18 protein-coding genes are annotated in these 20,804 nt (G+C 45.9%); 7 read left to right on the top strand and 11 right to left on the bottom strand.

The window, feature by feature from the left end; genetic code table 11:
- The first annotated feature begins 307 nt into the window (after window positions 1-307).
- Complete coding sequence (locus tag OL444_RS04545; protein WP_264734419.1) at window positions 308-895, top strand: hypothetical protein; 588 nt, start codon at window positions 308-310, stop codon at window positions 893-895.
- Window positions 895-2,700, top strand: a complete 1,806-nt coding sequence (gene uvrC, locus OL444_RS04540; RefSeq protein WP_264734420.1) for an excinuclease ABC subunit UvrC — start codon at window positions 895-897, stop codon at window positions 2,698-2,700. The genes OL444_RS04545 and uvrC overlap by 1 nt, the downstream gene beginning before the upstream one ends.
- Before the next feature lie 12 nt (window positions 2,701-2,712).
- On the opposite strand, the gene OL444_RS04535 is transcribed toward uvrC, so the two are convergent.
- From OL444_RS04535 to OL444_RS04495, 9 genes are all read right to left on the bottom strand, one after another.
- Entirely contained in the window at window positions 2,713-3,282 is a 570-nt protein-coding gene (locus tag OL444_RS04535) for a DinB family protein (protein WP_264734421.1), read from the bottom strand.
- 67 nt (window positions 3,283-3,349) lie between these two features.
- Window positions 3,350-3,922: a Crp/Fnr family transcriptional regulator gene (locus OL444_RS04530; protein ID WP_264734422.1), complete on the bottom strand. Its 573-nt coding sequence runs from the start codon at window positions 3,920-3,922 to the stop codon at window positions 3,350-3,352.
- An 86-nt stretch (window positions 3,923-4,008) separates the two neighbouring features.
- On the bottom strand, window positions 4,009-5,037 hold the full coding sequence (gene porN / locus OL444_RS04525) for a type IX secretion system ring subunit PorN/GldN (protein ID WP_264734423.1): 1,029 nt from the start codon (window positions 5,035-5,037) through the stop codon (window positions 4,009-4,011).
- 21 nt (window positions 5,038-5,058) lie between these two features.
- Window positions 5,059-6,597, bottom strand: coding sequence for a type IX secretion system motor protein PorM/GldM (porM, locus tag OL444_RS04520; protein ID WP_264734424.1), 1,539 nt, complete (start codon window positions 6,595-6,597; stop codon window positions 5,059-5,061).
- 56 nt (window positions 6,598-6,653) lie between these two features.
- On the bottom strand, window positions 6,654-7,388 hold the full coding sequence (porL, locus tag OL444_RS04515; protein ID WP_264734425.1) for a type IX secretion system motor protein PorL/GldL: 735 nt from the start codon (window positions 7,386-7,388) through the stop codon (window positions 6,654-6,656).
- 150 nt (window positions 7,389-7,538) lie between these two features.
- Window positions 7,539-8,807: a T9SS ring complex lipoprotein PorK/GldK gene (gene porK, locus OL444_RS04510; RefSeq protein ID WP_264734426.1), complete on the bottom strand. Its 1,269-nt coding sequence runs from the start codon at window positions 8,805-8,807 to the stop codon at window positions 7,539-7,541.
- Window positions 8,808-9,093: 286 nt separating this feature from the next.
- Entirely contained in the window at window positions 9,094-11,139 is a 2,046-nt protein-coding gene (locus OL444_RS04505; protein WP_264734427.1) for a thioredoxin domain-containing protein, read from the bottom strand.
- Window positions 11,140-11,321: 182 nt separating this feature from the next.
- The gene (locus OL444_RS04500; protein ID WP_264734428.1) at window positions 11,322-12,113 is read right to left on the bottom strand and encodes a uroporphyrinogen-III synthase; all 792 of its coding nucleotides are present in this window, start codon (window positions 12,111-12,113) and stop codon (window positions 11,322-11,324) included.
- A 36-nt stretch (window positions 12,114-12,149) separates the two neighbouring features.
- Entirely contained in the window at window positions 12,150-13,133 is a 984-nt protein-coding gene (locus tag OL444_RS04495) for a DUF4271 domain-containing protein (RefSeq protein WP_264734429.1), read from the bottom strand.
- Between the two features lie 243 nt (window positions 13,134-13,376).
- Here OL444_RS04495 and hemW point away from each other — a divergent pair, with 243 nt between their 5' ends.
- Window positions 13,377-14,501 (top strand): radical SAM family heme chaperone HemW, encoded by a 1,125-nt coding sequence (gene hemW / locus OL444_RS04490; protein WP_264734430.1) that lies wholly within the window; start codon window positions 13,377-13,379, stop codon window positions 14,499-14,501.
- Between the two features lie 68 nt (window positions 14,502-14,569).
- Here the strand turns inward: hemW and OL444_RS04485 are convergent, their stop codons facing one another.
- Both OL444_RS04485 and OL444_RS04480 read right to left on the bottom strand, forming a co-directional pair.
- Entirely contained in the window at window positions 14,570-15,544 is a 975-nt protein-coding gene (locus OL444_RS04485) for a deoxyhypusine synthase family protein (RefSeq protein WP_264734431.1), read from the bottom strand.
- Between the two features lie 155 nt (window positions 15,545-15,699).
- Window positions 15,700-16,152 (bottom strand): hypothetical protein, encoded by a 453-nt coding sequence (locus OL444_RS04480; RefSeq protein ID WP_264734432.1) that lies wholly within the window; start codon window positions 16,150-16,152, stop codon window positions 15,700-15,702.
- Window positions 16,153-16,468: 316 nt separating this feature from the next.
- Here OL444_RS04480 and OL444_RS04475 point away from each other — a divergent pair, with 316 nt between their 5' ends.
- The 4 genes from OL444_RS04475 to OL444_RS04460 all read left to right on the top strand — a co-directional run bounded on the left by OL444_RS04475 (window position 16,469) and on the right by OL444_RS04460 (window position 20,752).
- Window positions 16,469-17,896, top strand: coding sequence for an alpha/beta hydrolase family protein (locus OL444_RS04475; RefSeq protein ID WP_264734433.1), 1,428 nt, complete (start codon window positions 16,469-16,471; stop codon window positions 17,894-17,896).
- A 56-nt stretch (window positions 17,897-17,952) separates the two neighbouring features.
- Entirely contained in the window at window positions 17,953-18,549 is a 597-nt protein-coding gene (locus OL444_RS04470) for an acyl carrier protein phosphodiesterase (RefSeq protein WP_264734434.1), read from the top strand.
- Between the two features lie 94 nt (window positions 18,550-18,643).
- Window positions 18,644-19,249 (top strand): DUF2911 domain-containing protein, encoded by a 606-nt coding sequence (locus OL444_RS04465; protein WP_264734435.1) that lies wholly within the window; start codon window positions 18,644-18,646, stop codon window positions 19,247-19,249.
- Window positions 19,250-19,612: 363 nt separating this feature from the next.
- Window positions 19,613-20,752 carry a cystathionine gamma-synthase gene (locus tag OL444_RS04460; protein ID WP_264734436.1) on the top strand — a complete coding sequence of 380 codons (1,140 nt, stop codon included), beginning with the start codon at window positions 19,613-19,615 and terminating at the stop codon, window positions 20,750-20,752.
- Window positions 20,753-20,804: the final 52 nt, after the last annotated feature.

Raw genomic sequence — 20,804 nt, 5'->3', positions numbered from 1 at the left:
ATAACTATCAACAACTAAAGCGCCCGGAAGGACCACCTCCTATTTGTCGCATTCCGTGTGCTTTAGTTGTGATTTACCCCATTTACGACCAACCCCTCAACTTTTTTTGTATTTTCTTTCATTATTTTTTTTCTCCTGTAACTTTTACTTTCCCAACAGCGTTTAATAACCAATACATTGGAAAAAACATCAGCCTTATTGGCTGATCTTCATATTTTTAGTGCTCTCGACAGATTTGCTCATGCATCGATGCGCCGTTTTTACGGCGCATTTTTTATGACCCGTATTTAAGTATTAATTTTGCTGCATGAAAAGATTCCACCCGGCTTTAGTGCTGTTAGCCTTCCTGGGGCAAACCGCCTGCCTTCCGGATAATCGTTCGGGAAAGAGCAACTCACAAGATAAGTACATTGCATTGCCGGCGTATTTTGTCGCGGAAAAAACACATCTGCTGGCCGCCAACCTGGTATTACATAAAACCGCCGTACTGAACGGACAACGGGAATCATCGACCATCGCAGGCACCGATAGTACTGCTATTCAGGACCTGTTGAAGCCTTTCACAGATGCAGACCTGAACAAGCCTTCCCTGCGGGATGAATATGATACTTCCAGCTTGTATGATCCGTTTTCCGGCAGTAGGTCCTATATCTACAAATCCAAAGGGCGGCAAACCAATCCGGCTGAAATTACCCTTGAAATGGATAAACACGGCATCATACAACGGGTAAACATACACGCCTATACCAGCAATCAGGTATACGAGTTCCGGCAGGATCTGGCTTACCTCCGCAATAAACGTATCAACATCACTACTTACCAGAAGATTGCCTTCCTTTCTTCCAAAGAAGTAGAGATCGACGTAACCATGGCGCCTAAAAATGAGCAGCAATAATGACAGGAGCAGCATTCCAGCAAATTTCACATACTATTCCTGTAGAAGCAGGCATTTATAAGTATTACGATGAAGAGGGCACCCTCCTGTATGTAGGGAAGGCGAAAAGTTTGCGCAAACGGGTAAGCTCCTATTTTGCCAAAAACCACGACAATTACAAAACCAGGAAACTGGTTGAACATATTCATCATATAGAATTTACCATCGTAAATTCGGAACAGGATGCCTTCCTCCTGGAAAACTCCCTCATCAAACAATTCAGGCCCAAGTATAACATCAACCTGAAAGATGATAAAACCTACCCTTACATTGTGATCAAACACGAGGCTTTCCCCCGTGTATTTTTCACGCGCAATGTCATCAAAGATGGCTCGGAATACCTGGGACCATTCACCTCGGTAGGCCGCGTACGGGAGATACTGGAGGTCATCAAATACAATATTCCGCTCCGTACCTGTAACCTGAATCTGTCTGACCAGAATATTAAGAAAGGGAAGTTCAAAGTATGCCTGGAGTACCACCTGGGCAACTGTAAGGGCCCCTGCGAAGGCTTACAAACACCAGAAGACTACCAGCAGGGTTTACAGCAGGTAAAAAACGTACTGAAAGGTAATCTCACGCCGGTGGTGAACCTGTTTAAAGAACAAATGCAGGAACACGTGGCCAGGATGGAGTTTGAGAAGGCCGAAATCATGCGTAAAAAGATAGAAAGCCTGGATGTATATTCTGCTAAATCCACCATCGTTAATACCCGCATGGGAAATATCGATGTATTCTCCATTATCAGTGATGGTAATCATGCCTACGTCAACTACCTCCGTATTCTTAACGGCACCATTGCAGATACCAAAACGGTGACCCTGGAAAAACAACTGGAAGAAACCGATGAGGAAGTACTGACTTACGCGATCGCCTATCTCCGGGATGTGTTTAAAAGCCTGACCCGGGAAATCGTAGTGCCCTTCCCGTTAAGCTATCCGGAAAATGACCTGACGATCACCGTTCCGAAAGGGGGCGATAAAAAGAAGCTGCTGGAGCTGTCGGAGAAAAACGTGAATTACTTCAAGGAAGAGTTATTCCGCAAAAAGATACTGCACCTGGAAGGCAAGTCTGATATGGAACGGAAACAGGTACTCTATCAACTGCAGGCCGACCTGGAATTGTCTGACCTGCCGGTACATATTGAATGCTTCGATAACTCCAACTTTCAGGGTAGCTATCCTGTAGCTGCCTGTGTGGTATTCAAAGACGGGATTGCTTCCAAAAAGGATTACCGGCACTTTAATATTAAAACAGTGGAAGGTATCAATGACTTTGCCTCCATGAAAGAAATTGTATACCGCCGCTACAACCGCTTACTGGCCGAACAACAACCATTACCCCAGCTGGTGATTATAGATGGTGGTAAAGGGCAGTTAGGTTCTGCGATGGAAAGTATCCGGGAATTAGGCCTCATTGGTAGTATGACCGTAGTGGGGCTGGCTAAAAATGAAGAGGAAATCTTTTTCCCCGGCGACTCAGAAAGTATCAAACTTCCTTTCAACAGCGAAAGCCTGAAACTGATACGCCGCGTGCGCGATGAGGTACACCGCTTTGGTATTACCTTTCACCGGCAGAAGCGCAGTAAAGGCACCTTTAAAAATGAACTGGAAGGCATAAAAGGGATTGGTGAAAACACCGCTACCCAGTTATTAAAAACCTTCCGTTCTGTGGCCAAAATAAAACTGCTCAGTGAAGCAGAATTATCGGCCGAAGTAGGCCCCTCTAAAGCGAAACTGATCTGGGATCACTTTCATAACGCGTAAGGTTATACGTTCCTATGCACGCGCCGCTCTTGCTGCCTGCAACATATGCCGATGGGTATGTGCCGTCAGGAACCCGAACGTATCACCCACCGATAGCTTAATAAAGCGGCTGATGGAGGTGGGTACTTTTGCCTGCCGGATATTTATTTTTGCTGCCCGCTGCAATAACGCCTGCATGCGTGTTTGTTGCTGTATAAATTCTGCTATAACCGTGTCAGCCGACAGCTGTACTGGTGGCACATGGTCACGGGGCGATTGCATCTTGCTACGCAAAGTCTGATCTGTATTGGGTTGCATCAACCGGATAAAATAAGCGCCCAGCCAGCTGCTTTTGAAATGTGTTGCAGGTTGGCTTCCTTTACTGGCTGCTGTTGTGATCACTTTCTCGAGCGCCGGCAGGTAATACCTGCCATAACTATTTAAGTGCTCAAGGCATTGCAGCGCGCTCCATTTTCCCGGAGCAGGGGGCTGCTGCAATAAAGCGGCTGTTTTACCATCGAAATATCCTGCTGCCTGCTGCTGCATCTGTACAGACTGATCATACAGCTGTTTCAGCAGTTCCTTAGTGTTAACCTGCGACATGTCAAATACTTATTTAATGCAAAGCTACCAGGGTCTGGGTTAGAAAATCTTGGTCCAGCCCAACATTTTATAGTTTTACCGTACCCAATAGTTTACTGAAAGTAGCCGGATCGATACCCAGGTAGGAAGCCAGGTATTTGTGAGGTATCAGCTGCAGCACCTGCGGGCTGCGGGTAAGCAGGGTTTTGAATTTTTGTTCTGCGGTAAAGCAAAGCAATTCTCTATGTCTTTCCAATACACCAGATAATGCGCCGACAGTACCCAGTCGTACCCAACGTTCTATCAGCGGGTATTGCAGGGTAAGCCGGTTAAAGTCGGCAAAGGTCATGCGGAGCAGGGTGCTGGCGGTTAAGGTTTCGAGATAAAAAGGAGAGGGGCGTTGCAACTGGAAGGCATCCATGACACCTGAGAAGGAGCCGGTATAGGTAAATATGATGGTGGATTCGCGATCGCCATCCAAGCTAAACACCCGTTGTACACCGGCGGTAACAAAGTAAATGTACCGCTCTATTTCGCCGGCTACTGTCATCATTTCTTTTCGTTTATACGTCACCGGTACCCAGCAGGAGGCAAATGCGCCCCATTCTTCTTCCGGGAGCGGCATAATCTGATCAACGGCTTTATGTAACAGTTCCAGCATACACGACAAAAAAATTACGGATTAAAACCTAAAAATTAAGCATTTTAGGTTTTAATCCGTAATTCCAATATTGGATATAACGAATATTAATATTGCCAGAGATCCTGTTCTTTGTTAAAGATACGGTCTTTAATGCCTTGTCCTTCCATCAGACGCATTCTGCCATCTTTAATGTAGTCTTTGATCTCCCGGTTATAGGTATTGTTTTCCTTCACGATGTAGCTACCGTAGAACCGCATTTCGAAAACGTCTTCCCAGCTGATAGTGGAAGCGTCGTTATTCTGGTTGTATACATCGTATTTGGCCAGGATAGCGCGTGTATCAGGATAGTATACCCAGAACAAAGGAATAGAGGCACGAATGCTACCATCCTCATTGATACGGGATACCATGGGAGCGATACCGAGGATACGCACTTTCAGTGCAGAGGCCTCTTTATCGAATACCCATACTTCTTTGATCTTGTACTGTTTGATGGTACGGGGATCGAAGTCGTCGCGGGTGGTTACCATTTTCTCTTCGCCGGTTACCGGGTCGATGCTACGTACGGTTCTTTCTTCACCACTGATCCTGTTCTGGATTTCGGAGTAAGGCATTACCGTTGTGAAGCGGTCATCGATAGGGTTGAAGGCCTCTATCTCTTTATTCTTGATAGCGGTCAGCAGAATATTGATAAACAGCTGATTGATACCACCCTCATCTTCCACATTGTATTGGAAAGGAAGGTTGATTTTTTCCCTTACGTCGATTACCTGCCATACACGTTTTTCCCAGAAACGATCATCCTCACGGATGTAGTCATAGGTGATGGGAACACGTTCTCTTGCGAGGTTCCTTTCTACCACGCCATCAATACGCAGTGATTTACGGGGAGTGTCTACGACGGTTCCGGTAATTCCATCTGGGCGTTGAGAAGCAGGGATAGCAGGAGGAGGCGTAACAGCATTACCTGTTGCCGGGTTTACAACCGGGGCGTTGGGGTCCTGCTGGGGAGCTGCTTCCGTTGCAGTTCTGCGGCGGGTAGTGCCGCCACGGCGCTGCGCTTCAGCTGCTGTTGCCAGCATTACCAGCAACATTGTGCACCAACCAATTCTGTTAAATATTACTGCTCGCATAATTCAGTAATTTATTGACCGTTAGTTTAATTTAAATATAGTGCTCGGCATCGGACGAACCACGCCATCCGGACCTTTCACTTTCACGTTTTCAAAATATACTTCGTCACCTGGGCGCAGAGAGCGGATAGATCCGGCTACGTTACCAGGGAAATAAGCGGAGGTAGCATCACCTTCAGTGTATTCGCGACCTTTAGCCTGAATACCCACGCGGTAACCAATTACTTCGTATTTCACACCTTCGAATTCGAAGTCTTCCAGGTCAGCACGTAAACCGCCCTGTACTTTAAAGTCAGCTGCTTTCATGCTGCCGCCTTTATTAACACCCACTTTCAGTACTGGATCCGGTACTCTTTTTACACGGAATTCTTTCTGACCGAGGGATTTTACTTTACCGTCCACGTTAGCTACTACATTGATAACAGCTTTACCTGGCTGGCTTACAGTTACTACATACTCACCTGAACCGCGTTTGGAAATGGTACCGCCGTTAATGGAAGCGGATACTGATTCGGCAGGCACACCCGCAGCAGAAATCGAGATCGGGTTCTGCAGACCGATGTACAGCACGTTCATTTTATCAGCGGAGATAGAGGTGGTAGAAGCACCTACATTATAAGTTTCTGTAAAGGGATAGGATTCAGGAGCGCCGCCGGTTGGGCTAGGCAGTGTAATTGTACCGGAGATGGTTTTTTCACCGATGCCGCTGGCTGCTGCAGTAAAAGTACCCAGACCTTCTGTTGCGGTAATAGTTTGACCGTTTACCACAATGGTAGGATTCACGGTAGTGCTGTAAGCACCTACTGCGATCTGTGCGGTTAAGGTCTGACCTTCCATCAGGTTTTTGGAATTCAGGGAGATGAATGGTCTTACTTTATCGAATTTGAAGGTGCTTGCATCGATCTGACGGAACAGATCATCGATGATAGCAGATTCTGAGTTTTTGATATCATTCTGGAATTTACCCAGGATGGTTACTGCTGCTACAGCAGGTACCATGTTGAAGTGGTAGGTAGTCCAGCTTTTGTTCAGATTACCATGTTCGTTACCTGATTTACCTACTTCAATTTTCAGTGGCAGGGTTTTTTCGAACTGGTCTTTTTTCTTAGGATCAACGTAAGAAAGCAGCTGCGTACGCAGTTTGGTGAGTCTTGCTTCCAGGTCTGGTCCTTTTTTCTCATTTTCCATGATGCGGGTAGCTGCATCCAGGTTATCCTTTCCTTTCATTTCCCCGTGTTCATCTTTACCACCGGCGGCAGTAACGATTGTTTCTTTCAGGGATTCGAGGTAAGAATACATGTCCGCAGACAACTTCTTTACTTCTTCCGCTTTTGCTTTGAGAGGTGCTGTCTTGGCAGCATTGTCTTTCATTTGCGCCTCAAACTGACTGTAGATGAAGTTGTTCTTCGCAGTTAAGGAATTATTGGAAGTATTGATAGAATTATTAACGATAGAAAAAGCGTTTAATATTTCAGCAGAGACGTTCAACGCGAGCATGGCCGTCAAGACCAGGTACATGAAGTTGATCATCTTCTGCCTAGGATCTTTAGGTAGTGCCATAGTTTGTTTTCAGATTTAATTGAATGGTTTGTTAACTCAAAACTATTAGCGGTACCTTATTTTGATCCATGCATTGCTGACAGCATGTTACCATAGATAGTGTTGAGGTTGCTCAGGTTTTTAGCCAGCAGGGAAATCTGCTCCTGTGTTTTCTTCGCATCTTCTACGCTACCGCTCATCGCTGCTGCAGTGTTCTGCAGATTGCTGTAGAATTTGTTCAGAGCTTTCAGGTGGTTGTTAGTGTCCTGCAGTTCCAGTTCATACACGGCATTCAGGGAAGCCAGGTTTTTAGTCATACCCTGCATTTGTTCGTGGAAGTTTTTGGTAGACTCTGAAGCAGAGCTGAAAGAAGATACCGCAGCAGCAGCTGTAGTGTAAGCGTGAGCTACGTTACCGATAGCGCTGGCAGCTTCTCTTGTTTTCTGTGTGTAATCGCCGGTAGCAGCTACTACATCACTGATGTCTCTCATTTTGTCAACAGTAGTACCTAATTTCTGGAAGTTTTCGCTCAGGCGCTGCAGGTTGGCAGGCGTGATATCTGCTTCCTGTAACATTTTGTCCAGACCGGCAACAGCAGGGGATCCGGCAATAGCTACTGCCTGAGGCTGAGATGCGGAAGAATCCGGAACGAATGCATACACAAAGAAAATCAGGGCTTCGGTGCTCAGACCAAAGATCAGTGCGACATCGGCAAAAGGCCAGTGTTGCAGTTTAAATAATGCTCCTATAATTACAATGGAAGCCGCAATACATACGAAAAAGTTCAGCCATTGAGCTTTTTTAGGATTCATAGCCATAGGTTAAAATTTAATCTGGTTAAAGTGTTTAGTGTTAAAGTACTGTATGGAATAGTTGTTACTCGCAGAGGTGCTGATAATAGTGTTCATAATATAAAGGTTTGATGGTTATATTAAACTGCTATTACTGAATGCTTATTTGTTTTATCTGTGCTTGCTTCTTTTACTCAGGGCAATGGTACATCTGAATCCAACGTATGATTTAGAACTATCCTGGTATTCATATGTTCTGGTGCCGGTTTGCAGGAAGTAACCCACATCTTTCCAGGAACCACCTCTGATCGCCTTACGTTTCATTTTCAACGGGGCATCATCCGGAACATCCATTCTTAAATACGGGTTCATATCTGATGTAAAGGAGTAGGCATTTTCATAGAAGATATCCGCGGTCCATTCTGCCACGTTACCGGACATGTTGTACAAGCCGTAATCGTTAGGCCAGTAGGCATCTGCACGTACTGTGTAGAAACCGCCGTCTTCCGGATAGTTACCACGTCCTGGTTTGAAGTTGGCCAGCAGACATCCTTTTTTGTTACGGATGTAGTAACCACCCCAAGGGTATGGTGTTTGCTCTCTTCCACCGCGGGCAGCATATTCCCACTGGGCTTCAGAAGGCAGCTGGAATTTATCTTCCGTAAACAGTTTTTTACTGTTGCGGTAATCTTCCCAGAACTTACTCCTCCATTCGCAGAAAGCAGTTGCCTGGTGCCAGTTAACGCCTACTACCGGATAGTTATCAAAGGCAGGATGCCAGAAATACATACGGGTCATTGGTTCATTGTAGGCATAAGAGAAGTCTCTGATCCAGCACAATGTGTCGGGATAAATAGGCACGTCTTTTTTCACGATGAAGGTAGAACGTGGTTTACCGAAATTCTCTCTCATCTTGGCTTTATCCCAGTTGAAAGTTTCCTGGTGATAAATCAGTTTACCCACGTCAATATCTTTACGGCCGTATAAACGGTCAGCCTCGGAATACACCATGGCGTCCAGTTTCTCGACAGTACCTTTATCTTTCCAGGTAATTTTCTGTTTCCAGTCAATGATATCCTGTCCGTCGTCCTGCTTTACGTGACCCAACAGAATATGGGCGATGGAATCCGTTACCCACTGTACAAACTGGCGATACTCGTTATTCGTAATTTCCGTTGCATCCATGTAAAATCCGGAGATGGAAATTGACTTATTACGCGCCGTGTACGCATAGTTTACATCTTCATCACTGGGTCCCATGTGAAAGGTTCCAGGTGGTACATAAACCATCCCATAGGGGACCGGGGGAGAATACTTTGGTCTGGGGCTCACGCCGATTAATTGCCCTTGTGCGTTTTTGGGGCCTTTACTACCGCCACAACTGGCCAGCAGGGAAACCAGTAAAACTGCCAACAGACCTCTTAAATAGTTAAGCTTCATAAGGGTAGCTTTCATTCAGATTACGTTTTTCTATGAACCAGCCTGGTGTTATTTGCCTGTATACAAGGGAACACAATTCTCCAATTTCACCCGCTTTGTTTATATGAAAGATAGCAAATGTAATAATTAATTTTAATCCGTAGTGACTTTTTATCCAACTTTTTCAATTGTACTCAACTCGCTTCGGTAACTAATTTAAACGTATTTTTTAACATTTTATTATATAATCACTCCAACATTTATACAAACAATACCTGTAATAATAACGAGGCAATTTACATAATTATTATATTAAATTAATTATTTCTTCTATATAACTAACTGGCTTAATACAATGGTAATCTTTACATAAATATACCAGGGTACTTTCTCCGGTAGCCCGCTGTGACAACAACGGAATACCAGACACATCAGCCGGAGCTCCTACCAACACCCGGTAAGGAATAAACCATTGGCCGGCATCGTTCATCCGTGCCCGGTAATCAGCTCCTACTATTGCCAGTTCGGCCGTACCCGTTACAAACTGTAATAACTGGCTCGCCCACACGCCAAAAGAAGTAGGGTAGCGCACCACAGTTTGCGACAACGCGGAAGTAGCACGCACCGCCTTATCTGCCCAATCTTTGTTATCAAAAACAAGGGCGAGATACCAAAGGTTTTGGATCATTATGGCATTGCCACTCGGTACCGCCCCATCATAAATTTCCTTCTTACGCACAATCACATCATCCTGCCCATCGATGGTATAATAAAAATATTGACCGCTGTCGTCTCCGAAATAATCATTGACAAACGCCGTAATATCGTGTGCCTTATACAGATAGGTCATATCACCGGTGATTTCCTGCAGGGCAATCAGCGCGCGGATCAAGTAGGCATAATCATCCAGGAAAGCGGGATACTTGGCGATGCCGTTTTTCCAGGTATGGTAAAACTCCTGCCCATGGGCATCCTCGCGGAATACAGCCAGGCAAAAATCCATATTGCGCACTGCCAGTTCCCGGTAGGTTTCGTCTCCCAATGCCGCAAATGCTTTGCAACAGGCATGTACCATGAGGGCATTCCATCCCAGCAGAATTTTATCGTCCAGACCAGGTCTGATTCTGCCTTCCCTTACTGCCAGTAGTTTCCCCCGGCATTGCTGCAGGGTAGTAGCCAGTTCCGCCGGATCATATCCTTTGGCTACTGCAAATTGCTGTAAGGGTTGCCGTACCCACAATATATTTTGTTCCTCCCAGTTGCCGTGTTCCTGTACATCATAAAAATCACAGAAAACAGGCGCCTGTTCTCCCAATATCTGGTCTATTTCTTCCCGGCTCCATACGTAGAACTTTCCTTCCACACCTTCAGAATCTGCATCCAGCGCTGCATAGAAGCCACCTTCCGGCGACGTCATTTCCCGGGTAATAAACGTCAGGGTATCCTTTACCGTTTGCGCATATACGTTGTTACCGGTTATTTGGTAGGCATCACACAACACATCAATGAGCAGTGCATTATCATACAGCATCTTCTCAAAATGTGGCGCCAGCCATTTCTCATCTGTAGAATACCGGGCGAAACCTCCGCCCAGCTGGTCATACAACCCACCCTGCAACATTTTATCCAGGGATAACACCGCCTGTTGCAAAGCTTCCGGATGCTGATAGAAATGATGATACCGTAACAGGTAAGCAATCGTAAATGTTTGCGGAAACTTGGGCGCACGGCCGAATCCACCCCAAACGGTATCTGCCTGTTTCAGTATATTCTCACAGATAGTATCACATTGGGCTTTGGTAAACAGTTCTTCCCGGGGAATATTTAAGTCAGCACCTGCCTGTATTCCAAACTGGCTGGACTGATGAATATGCTGTGTCAGATTATCTGCCTGGGTATTGATTTCTTCGCGCTTGTTATGGAAAGCGTCTGCCAGGGAAAGCAGCACATCTGTCCACGACGGACGGTTATATGCTTTCGTAGGTGGGAAATAGGTGCCACCATAAAAAGGCTTTTTATCCGGCGTCAGAAAAACATTGAGCGGCCATCCGCCGGCGCCCGTCATGGCCTGTAAGGCATCCATGTAAATATGATCCAGATCCGGCCGTTCTTCCCGGTCGATCTTGATATTGATGAAATGTTCGTTCATGATGGCGGCGGTAGCTTCGTTTTCAAAGCTCTCCCGTTCCATTACATGGCACCAGTGGCAGGCAGCGTAACCGATGCTGACCAGTATAGGCTTATCTTCCTGCAATGCCCGTTGCAGCGCCTCCTCACCCCAGGGGTACCAGTTAACAGGATTATGTGCATGCTGCAGTAAATAAGGGCTTGTTTCTCCGATCAGTTTATTCATGGACTCCGCTTTGCAAAAGTTTGACAGCTCAGTTGCGCAACACAAAGAAATTTATTTTTCAGGATTTAACAGCAATAATTTTTGTGTGATGTTGATCATACACTGCGCAAGGGATGCAGCAACAAAAACAGGGATGGCATAATGCCATCCCTGTCAACATTTTTATATGCGAAACAGATCGCTTATTTTTTGTTCAGTGTGGTCAGGTACTGCTCCAGGGCAGCTACCATAGAAGGCGCCTGAGGAGCAGGAGCTTTCACATCCAGTCTTAATCCTGCTTCTTCCACCGCAGCAGAAGTAGTAGGTCCGAATGCGCCGATACGGGTACCGTTTTGTTCAAACAAAGGCACATTTTCAAACAGAGATTTCACACCGGAAGGACTGAAAAACACAATCATATCATAATTGGTTGCAGCCAGTACTTCCTTGACATCTGTAGAAACGGTTTTGTAGAGGGTAGCGGTGGCGTATTCGCACTTGTTGGCCTTTAACCATTCTTCAATATCCTTTTTCTGACTATCCGAGCTGGGGAAAAGGAATTTTTCATTATCCCGGTGCTTGTTCATCACCTCCAGTACCCCTTTGGTTGAACCATCAGCTCCATAGAACACCTTCCGCTTGCGATAAAGAATAAATTTCTGCAGATACAATGCAACTGCTTCTGTAATACAAAAGTACTTGCAATCCTGAGACACTTTAATCTTCATTTCTTCACAGATACGGAAAAAGTGATCTACCGAATTACGGCTGGTAAAAATTACAGCCGTAAAACTCAGGATATCAATTTTCTGTTTCCTGAATTCCTTTGCCGGCAACCCTTCTACCCTAATAAACGGAAAAAAATCCAGTTTGATGTTGAACTTTTTTGCAAGATCAAAATAAGGAGACTTTTCTGTTTCTGGCTTAGGTTGAGAAATTAGGATTGACTGAATTTGTTTACCTTGCAAATCTTTTTTTGGCCCGCCTTTTATCATACTTTTTTATGCTCTTGTGTTAACAATAGGCGGTAATCAGGGATTACCAGTTAACCAGATATTCAGCAGCACCTTTGTCAATATTAAAACAGGCGCTACTTCGAATGCGCAAAGGTAAAGAAAAAAATGCAATTTACTGAAAGACAGGTACTGTTTAACCAGTGAATAAGACCTAATATACCTATATACAACTAATAATACTATAAAAAATATTGATATATAGAGGGCTCCAATCGCAATATTAGGCCTGCAGAATGCCATCACAATCAGAAAAGGCACCAATAATACCCCCAGAATCTTGTTGATCAGGTAAAGGATGAATATATAGGCATCTGCCAGCTCCACATTACCAAACAACCAGCCACAGAAACGCAGCATGACATATTTGGTACCATACACCACCGCTACCAGGGCCACCAGTCCGGGAATCAGCAACCAGGGTTCTGCCTGCGGAAACACCTGATTCCGGTACAATACCAGGTACAGATATACTCCCAGCGATAAGGCAAAGAAAATATTCAACAGCATATTCGGGAAAGGCGACTGCGACAACTGATCCTTTAACTGGCGCTGGCTGAGGGTAGGATTCAGGAAGGCCCGGAAGAGATCTGAAAAATATTTCAGGTAGGATAACCGGATCACACTCAATACCAACAGTACGCCACCTATCAGATAAGCCAGCCAGTCCATGTCGCGGCGTGTCCGAAGCGGATTATTATCATAAAAGGTTGGCCGGCCCGGCTTCAGGAACATATTTTCTGCCGCCAGTTTTTTCATGTATACATCGTAGGCAGACACCGGCTTTACCTTAGGCACCGCCACACTGTCTTTCCGAAGCAGACTGGTATCAGCACCTGCTACCGCTGCCGGCGTTGTGGCAACAGCCGCTTTCAGCGTATCCTTTTTCACCGGCTGCACCCGCACCTTCGGACGCAAAGAATCAGCCACCGTACGGGTTATCACGGGCTTTTTCTTCACTACCGGCGGTGGTACTGCCCCCGAATCCGGCGTTTGCGCCATCAACGGCAAATAACTTAATATAAACAGAAGCAACAACCAGTTTCGCACCAGGAAAATATTTTGCAATGACTTTATAATCGGCTTTTCAATGATTAACGTTTCCGGGAATCAACGCGGTAAACAAAGGCAATTAACACTGTCCTGTTCACATAACAAAACTGAAACGTAATTTTGACGATTGCAAAGATATTAAAATAGTCCATAGTTGACCGGTTAACGGCAACCACGACCACCATAAAAAGCATGTCCGGCATTTATATACATATTCCTTTTTGTAAACAAGCCTGCTATTATTGCAACTTTCACTTTTCCACCTCGCGGGCGCAGCAGGCCTCCCTGGTAAACGGTATCCTGCAGGAAATAACCCTGCAGCAGCATTACCTGGGCACCGATACGGTGCATACGATTTACTTTGGTGGCGGCACTCCCAGCTTGCTGGAACCGGCGGAGCTGACGGCCCTGCTGGAAAAAATACGGAGCGTATTCTCCGTGGCGCCAGATGCAGAAATCACCCTGGAAGCTAATCCGGATGACCTGAGCCGGCCTAAACTGGAAATGCTGAAAGCAGCGGGTATCAACCGGCTGAGCATTGGAGTACAGTCATTCCATGAAACAGACCTCACCTGGATGAACCGGGCGCACAACAGCGGACAGGCACTGGCATGTATACAACTGGCACAGGAACTGGGCTTTCAGAATATTACCATCGATCTGATCTACGGCGGTCCTACACTGAGTGATGAAGGCTGGGAAGAAAATGTAAAACAGGCGATTGCGCTGGGCATCCCCCATCTGTCGTGCTACGCCCTCACGGTAGAACCAGGTACCGCACTGGATCATTTCATCCGGAAAAAGAAAATGGCGCCGACTGATGCAGATAAAGCAGCCCGACATTTTGAACTGCTGATGCAGTGGCTCAAAGCTGCCGGATATGAACATTATGAGATTTCCAATTTTGCGTTGCCCGGCTGGCACTCCCGGCACAACAGCAGCTATTGGCAGGGGAAACCCTACCTGGGACTGGGACCATCGGCACATTCCTTCAACGGTCATTCCCGCCAGTGGAATATTGCCAACAACGCACAATACATCAAAAGCATTACGGCAGGTGCAGTACCTTTTGAAATAGAATCACTCACCAGCATCATGGTGTTCAACGAATATATCATGACTTCCCTGCGTACCGCTGCCGGCTGTAATCTGGAGTGGGTAGCTGAAAAGTTTGATACCGCACATGTAACGCATCTCCTGCAAAACAGTACGGCTTTTATCAACGACGGAAAAATGGAGCGGGTAGGAGAAACCCTGCGGTTGACCCCTGCAGGAAGATTATTTGCGGATGGTATTGCGGCAGCACTCTTTTTATAAACAGCCTGAAATATTTACGGCAGCTATTGGATACACCAACAGCTGCCGTAAAAAAAACAATGCGTTTATTACCAGCCCAGGATATACGCAAAAATCAGTGGCGCCACGATGGTCGCATCTGATTCTACGATGAACTTAGGCGTGTGGATGTCCAGTTTACCCCAGGTAATTTTTTCATTCGGTACGGCACCGGAATAGGAACCGTAAGAAGTAGTAGAGTCAGAGATCTGGCAGAAATAGCTCCAGAAAGGAACGTCTGTCCACTCCAGATCCTGGTACATCATCGGTACTACGCAAATCGGGAAGTCACCGGCAATACCACCACCGATCTGGAAGAAACCAACTCCCTTACCGGCAGAATTATTACGATACCACTCAGACAGGTAGATCATATACTCGATACCGCTCTTCATGGTGGATGTTTTCAATTCACCCTTGATGCAGTAGGAAGCAAAGATGTTACCCATGGTGCTGTCTTCCCATCCCGGAACGATGATAGGAATATTTCTTTCAGCCGCAGCGATCATCCAGCTGTTTTTCGGATCGATCTCGTAGTGTTCTTTCATTACACCACTCAGCAGCAGCTTGTACATATATTCATGCGGGAAATAACGCTCTCCTTTATCTTCTGCTTCTTTCCAGATTTTGTGGATATGTTGCTGGATACGGCGGAAAGCTTCTTCTTCCGGAATACAGGTATCTGTAACACGGTTAAAGCCTTGTTCCAGCAGATCCCATTCTTCCTGCGGGCTCAGATCACGGTAGTTAGGAACACGTTTGTAGTGTGTATGTGCTACCAGGTTCATGATATCCTCTTCGAGGTTAGCACCTGTACAGGAAATAATATCAACTTTACCCTGACGGATCATTTCTGCGAAAGAAATGCCCAGTTCAGCCGTACTCATCGCACCGGCCAATGTCACCATCATTTTGCCACCTTCCAGCAAATGTGTTTCATATCCTTTGGCAGCATCCACCAATGCAGCTGCATTAAAGTGGCGGTAATGGTGCTGGATAAATTGAGAAACGGGTCCCTTGTTCATGTCGTTTAATCGTTTATACATTAACAGTCTGGCTCATAAAGCCTTAACAGGTGGCAAAGTTAAGATAATTTTTTATGGGGTAACGGCCTGATAACAATAAAACAAAACGGCCCGTGGTGTTCCCACGGGCCGTGTACTTACAACACAACTAAAAACTAAGCTTTCTTCATGCGGTTCTGTAATTTCATCGTACCATCGGGAGCCGCTTTTACAGTGGTCCAATGATCTTTCCCTTCCAGGGTAATAATATATGCGGTATTGGCTTCTGCCGTATATTCCACCACACAGAAAATACTGTTGCCGGCATACTTCTTATTCAATTTATTGGTTACTTCCAACGGCAGCTGCTCTGGTTGCAGGTAACGGGAGGTAGCCAGTAAGTTACCATTGTCGTCAAAGAAAGCACTTACTTTCGTATTGCTCATGGTGAATTTGGCCGTGAACGTTTTATTATCTTCCGTATACCATTTCACTTCTTTAGCGCCGGTAAAAGACTCATTAAAAGTAGATGCAATTTTACTGTTTACAGCAGTTTCGTATGCATGGGCGAAAATTGTTTGTGCGCTCAGCAAAAAGGCGGCACTTAATAACAGGATAAGCTTTTTCATGATAAAAAATTTATTTGTGCTTGACAGTTTTAAATGTTGAATGGATTCATTTTCATTTCGATGAGACAAAGCTACATCCGGAATGGGTGAGTGGTCAAGCCATACTTTACCTGCGGGGCTACTTGATAATTTCAACTATCCGAAAACGGACGTTCGCCTGTACAGATGCGGACAAGAAGTGATTGAGACCAGCCACGGAAAGCGTGTTGGTGCCAACTTGCCAATGTTGCACGGGGCACAGTTAAGCTTTTGTTAAACTGGATAAAATTTTTCCGACCTTCAAGTATATTTTGTTTTCACCCTCAAGACCGCCTCTATGCATCGTATCTCTTTACTGGTAATGATTTCCTGTCTTTGCAGCTGTCTTCTTTTTACAAACCAGGGGTACGCCCAGCAGCTGGCCGGCGACTGGCATGGTAATGTGGCTTTCCTCCCTATCCAGCTGCACATTACCTGGGACAGTACCGCCCATCGTTACAAAACCACGATGGACAGCCCCAAACAACAGGCCTTCGGACTGCCTTTTAATAGCTTTCAGGTGACGGACGATAGTATTACCGCCGGTATATCAACGATTCAGGCCACCCTGAGTGCACGTATTATTTCACCGGATAGTATCAGCGGCAAATGGCAACAAGGTAATAACCGTGTACTACTCTCCCTTCGCAGGAGCACACTTTCCATTACGCTTCCGCCACGCCCCCAGGAACCATTACTGCCATTGCCTTACCGGTCTGAAGATGTTACCTACACCAATACCGATAAAAGCATCACCTATAGCGGTACCCTGACCACGCCATTAAAAGGAGGACCATTTCCGGCAGTTTTGCTGATCAGCGGTTCCGGTCCTCAAAACCGGAACAGTGAATTTTATGGACATAAACCTTTCCTCGTATTATCGGATTACCTGACCCGGCAAGGCATTGCAGTATTGCGGGTAGATGACCGCGGCACCGCTCAGACAACCGGCATATATGCTACCGCTACGGTGACCGATTTTGCCGTAGATGCGCGCACCAATATTGCTTATCTGCGATCCCGGAAGGACCTTATTAATCCTTCTTCCATTGGCATCATAGGCCACAGCGAAGGAGGGATCATTGGCCCCATGGTGGCTGCCGGTAATAAAGACATTGCCTTTCTGGTAATGCTGGCCGGGCCGGGGGCCAAAGGGAAAGACGTACTGATAGCACAGAACAAGGCATTGTTTCAGCAAAGCGGCGCAGATACCTCCGCACTTAAAACCTACCTGACCCTATATGGGAAGCTGGTGGATTTATGCCTGGAACAAGATACCACAGGGCTGTATGTAAAAGCCAACAAACTGGTACAGCAGTGGGAAACCGCACAATCATCTGCCGTGAAAGCACAATTTGGTATTACACCGGCAAACGTGGGCCAGCAAACACAAACCTTTATCAGATTTATGTGTAAACCGGAGTTCAAATCCATACTGGCCTATGATCCGCAACCTTTTCTCCGCAACATTCAATGCCCGGTGCTGGCCCTCAACGGGAGCAAGGATCTGCAGGTAGTTCCTGACTTTAACCTGGCGGGCATCGCAAAAATTTGCCGGGATAACGGCAATAAAAAGGTGACGACCCGGGAGTTGCCAGGCTTAAATCACCTGTTCCAGACAGCATCCACCGGCGCACCGGCGGAATACAGTCAGATCAGTGAAACGTTTTCTCCTATAGCTATGGAGCTGATTGGCAGCTGGATCAAACAACAGGTTAGCCGGTAACCCTTTGTATAGCAGGGGACTCCGGGGCATTCTGATGTAAATCCGTAACTTACAGCATGAATTATCTGGCCCATGCTTATCTTTCTTTCCGGCAACCGGAACTGATTACCGGTAACCTGATTGCTGATTTTGTGAAAGGCAGCGCAAAACTCATTACCTATTCACCGGGCATTCAACAAGGTATCCGTATACACAGAGCAATTGATAGTTATACCGATCAGCATCCGGTAACGAGTATGGCCAAACGTTTTTTCCTACCCTCCTGCGGGCACTACAGCGGCGTGTTTACCGACCTGGTCTATGATCATTTCCTGGCAACAGACACCGGTCGTTTTTCGCCCGATAGCCTGCTTTCGTTCTCCCGTTACGTTTATGATGAAATTACTTCCCGCGAAGCGCAGCTACCGGCCACCTTTTTACAGATGTTCCAGTATATGCAGCAGCACAACTGGTTATATAATTATCGAACCATAGACGGTATCTCCAGTTCTTTCCGGGGTATCTCCCGCAGAACAAAATACCTGCAAACAGACCCGGCCCTGATTATTGCCGTTTTTCTCGAACACTACCAGGAGTTGCAATCCTGCTACCATTCCTTTTTTCCTCAGCTGGAAACATATGTGGAAAATTTGTTACTAACTGAAAACCGCTAACAGCTTGTTAAATAGAGATACAGCCCTTTTCGGATTCCCTAAAATTGGGTAGGTTTGCCATCTATTCTATTTAACAGCAATAAAGCTTTCCAGGATGATGAGAAAAATGCTCTTATGGGCCTTCATATCAGGTATATTCAGTTTAACCGCAGGTGCCCAGGATAAAAAATTACCCCCATTGGATGCCAGCCCGATGGATATGGCTTACTACCCCGTTATGTATCCTTACATAGTAAAAGTAAAAGGTGAACCAGGCGCACTGGTAGCCAGAGTAGTATACAGCCGGCCACAAACAAAAGGCAGAAACATCTTTGGCAACCTGGAAGAGTATGGTAAAATATGGCGACTGGGAGCCAACGAAGCAACAGAAATAGAATTTTTCAGACCTGTAGTGATCGCCGGTAAAAACATTCCTAAGGGCCGTTATACCCTGTATGCGATTCCTACCGAGAAAATATGGACCCTGATCCTGAATAAGGAAACCGATATCTGGGGCTCCTTCAAATATGATCAGCGTAAAGATGTGGTAAGAACAGCCCTGCCGGTTGTACCGCTGTCTGCCCCGGTAGATGCCTTTACCATGGTATTTGAAAAAGGGGATCCGGGCGCCAACCTCGTGATTGCCTGGGACAAGGTAAGTGTGAGCCTGCCTATCAAATGGTCTGAAGCCATTACCAGCAATGTAAAAAGAAGTAAATAAACAAGTTATATAAAAGCATAAGGTCCGGCAATGCCGGACCTTATGCTTTTATATAAAGGGGTATATTATACCAAATGGAAAAGGCGGTAAGAATACCGCCTTAAGAATTTTAACCATATCCTATGAAAAACCTGAACGAATTTAATCCGATTATCCCTATCCGTTGGTGGTAAATTGGTGAACGATATAAAAATGTTCGTAAGCGTAATAAATAATACGATAATATCTTAATATTAGTTAAAACAGACAGGCAAGCTGTGTTCGCTAACAAATCCTTAACTTAAACTCCCTGACCGCTCAATCGCAAAATCTGGAGTATCTTTGGAAACCACCAGAAATTATTCATTATAAAATATTTAAGACATGAAGCTGGGTACTAAACTCATACACGCAGGTGTAGCTCCCGATCCATCCACAGGCGCCATTATGACGCCAATCTTTCAAACGTCCACCTATGTACAAAGTGCACCAGGTGAACACAAAGGCTACGAATATGCCCGGACCCAGAACCCAACCCGGGATGCCTTACAGAACGCCCTGGCAGCGATAGAAAATGGTACACATGGTATTTCTTTCGGCAGCGGCCTGGCTGCTACTGATGGCGTTATCAAGCTGCTGCAACCCGGAGACGAGGTAATTGCGACCAACGACTTGTATGGTGGCACCTATCGCATCTTCACCAAAGTATTTGAGCGTTACGGTATTAAGTTCACTTTTGTGGACATGCAGGACGCCGCCAACATCGAACCCCATATCACCGCTAAAACAAAGATGATCTGGGTAGAAACGCCAACCAATCCGCTGCTGAAGATTATAGACCTGGCTGCCTGTGCACAGATTGCCCGTAAACATGAGGTGCTGCTGTGTGTAGACAATACCTTTGCGTCTCCTTATCTCCAGAATCCCCTGGACCTGGGCGCCGACATCGTATTGCATTCTGCCACCAAATACCTGGGCGGCCACAGCGACGTGGTACATGGTGCTGTAATTGTGAAAAATGAAGCGCTGGCACAACAGCTCTATTTCATACAAAACAGCTGTGGTGCTGTTCCCGGCCCGCAGGACTGTTTCCTGGTATTGCGCGGTATCAAAACCCTGCATGTAAGAATGCAGCGTCATTGTGAGAATGGTGCGGCCATTGCCCATTTCCTGCGTAATCACAGTAAAGTGGCTAAAGTTTACTGGCCTGGCTTTACCGACCATCCTAATCATGAAGTGGCGAAGCAACAGATGCGTGGCTTCGGAGGAATGATTTCCTTTACCCTGAAAGATGACAATATCGAAGCTGCCAACCGGGTACTCAGCAATACCCACCTGTTTTCACTGGCAGAATCACTGGGTGGTGTGGAATCCCTGATCGGACATCCGGCCTCCATGACTCATGCCTCTATCCCACGGGAAGAAAGAATCAAAAACGGGCTGGCCGACTCCCTGATCCGCCTGAGTGTAGGTATTGAAGATGTAGACGATTTAATAGAAGATCTGAATAATGCCATAGGATAAGTATTTGATTTTAATTCTTCTCCGGTAAAAATTATCTTTACGAGGAGTAACC

Source organism: Chitinophaga nivalis, assembly GCF_025989125.1.
Taxonomy (GTDB): Bacteria; Bacteroidota; Bacteroidia; order Chitinophagales; family Chitinophagaceae; genus Chitinophaga; species Chitinophaga nivalis.
This window is presented reverse-complemented; position numbering and strand designations above follow the sequence as displayed.

What these genes read in the sequence shown, in the direction of transcription:
- OL444_RS04475 (WP_264734433.1), top strand. Translation starts at nt 16,469, where the DNA reads ATGCATCGTATCTCTTTACTGGTAATGATTTCCTGTCTTTGCAGCTGT.
- OL444_RS04545 (WP_264734419.1), top strand. Translation starts at nt 308, where the DNA reads ATGAAAAGATTCCACCCGGCTTTAGTGCTGTTAGCCTTCCTGGGGCAA.
- porN (WP_264734423.1), bottom strand. Translation starts at nt 5,037, where the DNA reads ATGCGAGCAGTAATATTTAACAGAATTGGTTGGTGCACAATGTTGCTG.
- OL444_RS04470 (WP_264734434.1), top strand. Translation starts at nt 17,953, where the DNA reads ATGAATTATCTGGCCCATGCTTATCTTTCTTTCCGGCAACCGGAACTG.
- OL444_RS04530 (WP_264734422.1), bottom strand. Translation starts at nt 3,922, where the DNA reads ATGCTGGAACTGTTACATAAAGCCGTTGATCAGATTATGCCGCTCCCG.
- OL444_RS04535 (WP_264734421.1), bottom strand. Translation starts at nt 3,282, where the DNA reads ATGTCGCAGGTTAACACTAAGGAACTGCTGAAACAGCTGTATGATCAG.
- hemW (WP_264734430.1), top strand. Translation starts at nt 13,377, where the DNA reads ATGTCCGGCATTTATATACATATTCCTTTTTGTAAACAAGCCTGCTAT.
- OL444_RS04505 (WP_264734427.1), bottom strand. Translation starts at nt 11,139, where the DNA reads ATGAATAAACTGATCGGAGAAACAAGCCCTTATTTACTGCAGCATGCA.
- OL444_RS04500 (WP_264734428.1), bottom strand. Translation starts at nt 12,113, where the DNA reads ATGATAAAAGGCGGGCCAAAAAAAGATTTGCAAGGTAAACAAATTCAG.
- uvrC (WP_264734420.1), top strand. Translation starts at nt 895, where the DNA reads ATGACAGGAGCAGCATTCCAGCAAATTTCACATACTATTCCTGTAGAA.
- porK (WP_264734426.1), bottom strand. Translation starts at nt 8,807, where the DNA reads ATGAAGCTTAACTATTTAAGAGGTCTGTTGGCAGTTTTACTGGTTTCC.
- OL444_RS04465 (WP_264734435.1), top strand. Translation starts at nt 18,644, where the DNA reads ATGATGAGAAAAATGCTCTTATGGGCCTTCATATCAGGTATATTCAGT.
- OL444_RS04460 (WP_264734436.1), top strand. Translation starts at nt 19,613, where the DNA reads ATGAAGCTGGGTACTAAACTCATACACGCAGGTGTAGCTCCCGATCCA.
- porL (WP_264734425.1), bottom strand. Translation starts at nt 7,388, where the DNA reads ATGAATCCTAAAAAAGCTCAATGGCTGAACTTTTTCGTATGTATTGCG.
- OL444_RS04480 (WP_264734432.1), bottom strand. Translation starts at nt 16,152, where the DNA reads ATGAAAAAGCTTATCCTGTTATTAAGTGCCGCCTTTTTGCTGAGCGCA.
- porM (WP_264734424.1), bottom strand. Translation starts at nt 6,597, where the DNA reads ATGGCACTACCTAAAGATCCTAGGCAGAAGATGATCAACTTCATGTAC.
- OL444_RS04495 (WP_264734429.1), bottom strand. Translation starts at nt 13,133, where the DNA reads ATGGCGCAAACGCCGGATTCGGGGGCAGTACCACCGCCGGTAGTGAAG.
- OL444_RS04485 (WP_264734431.1), bottom strand. Translation starts at nt 15,544, where the DNA reads ATGAACAAGGGACCCGTTTCTCAATTTATCCAGCACCATTACCGCCAC.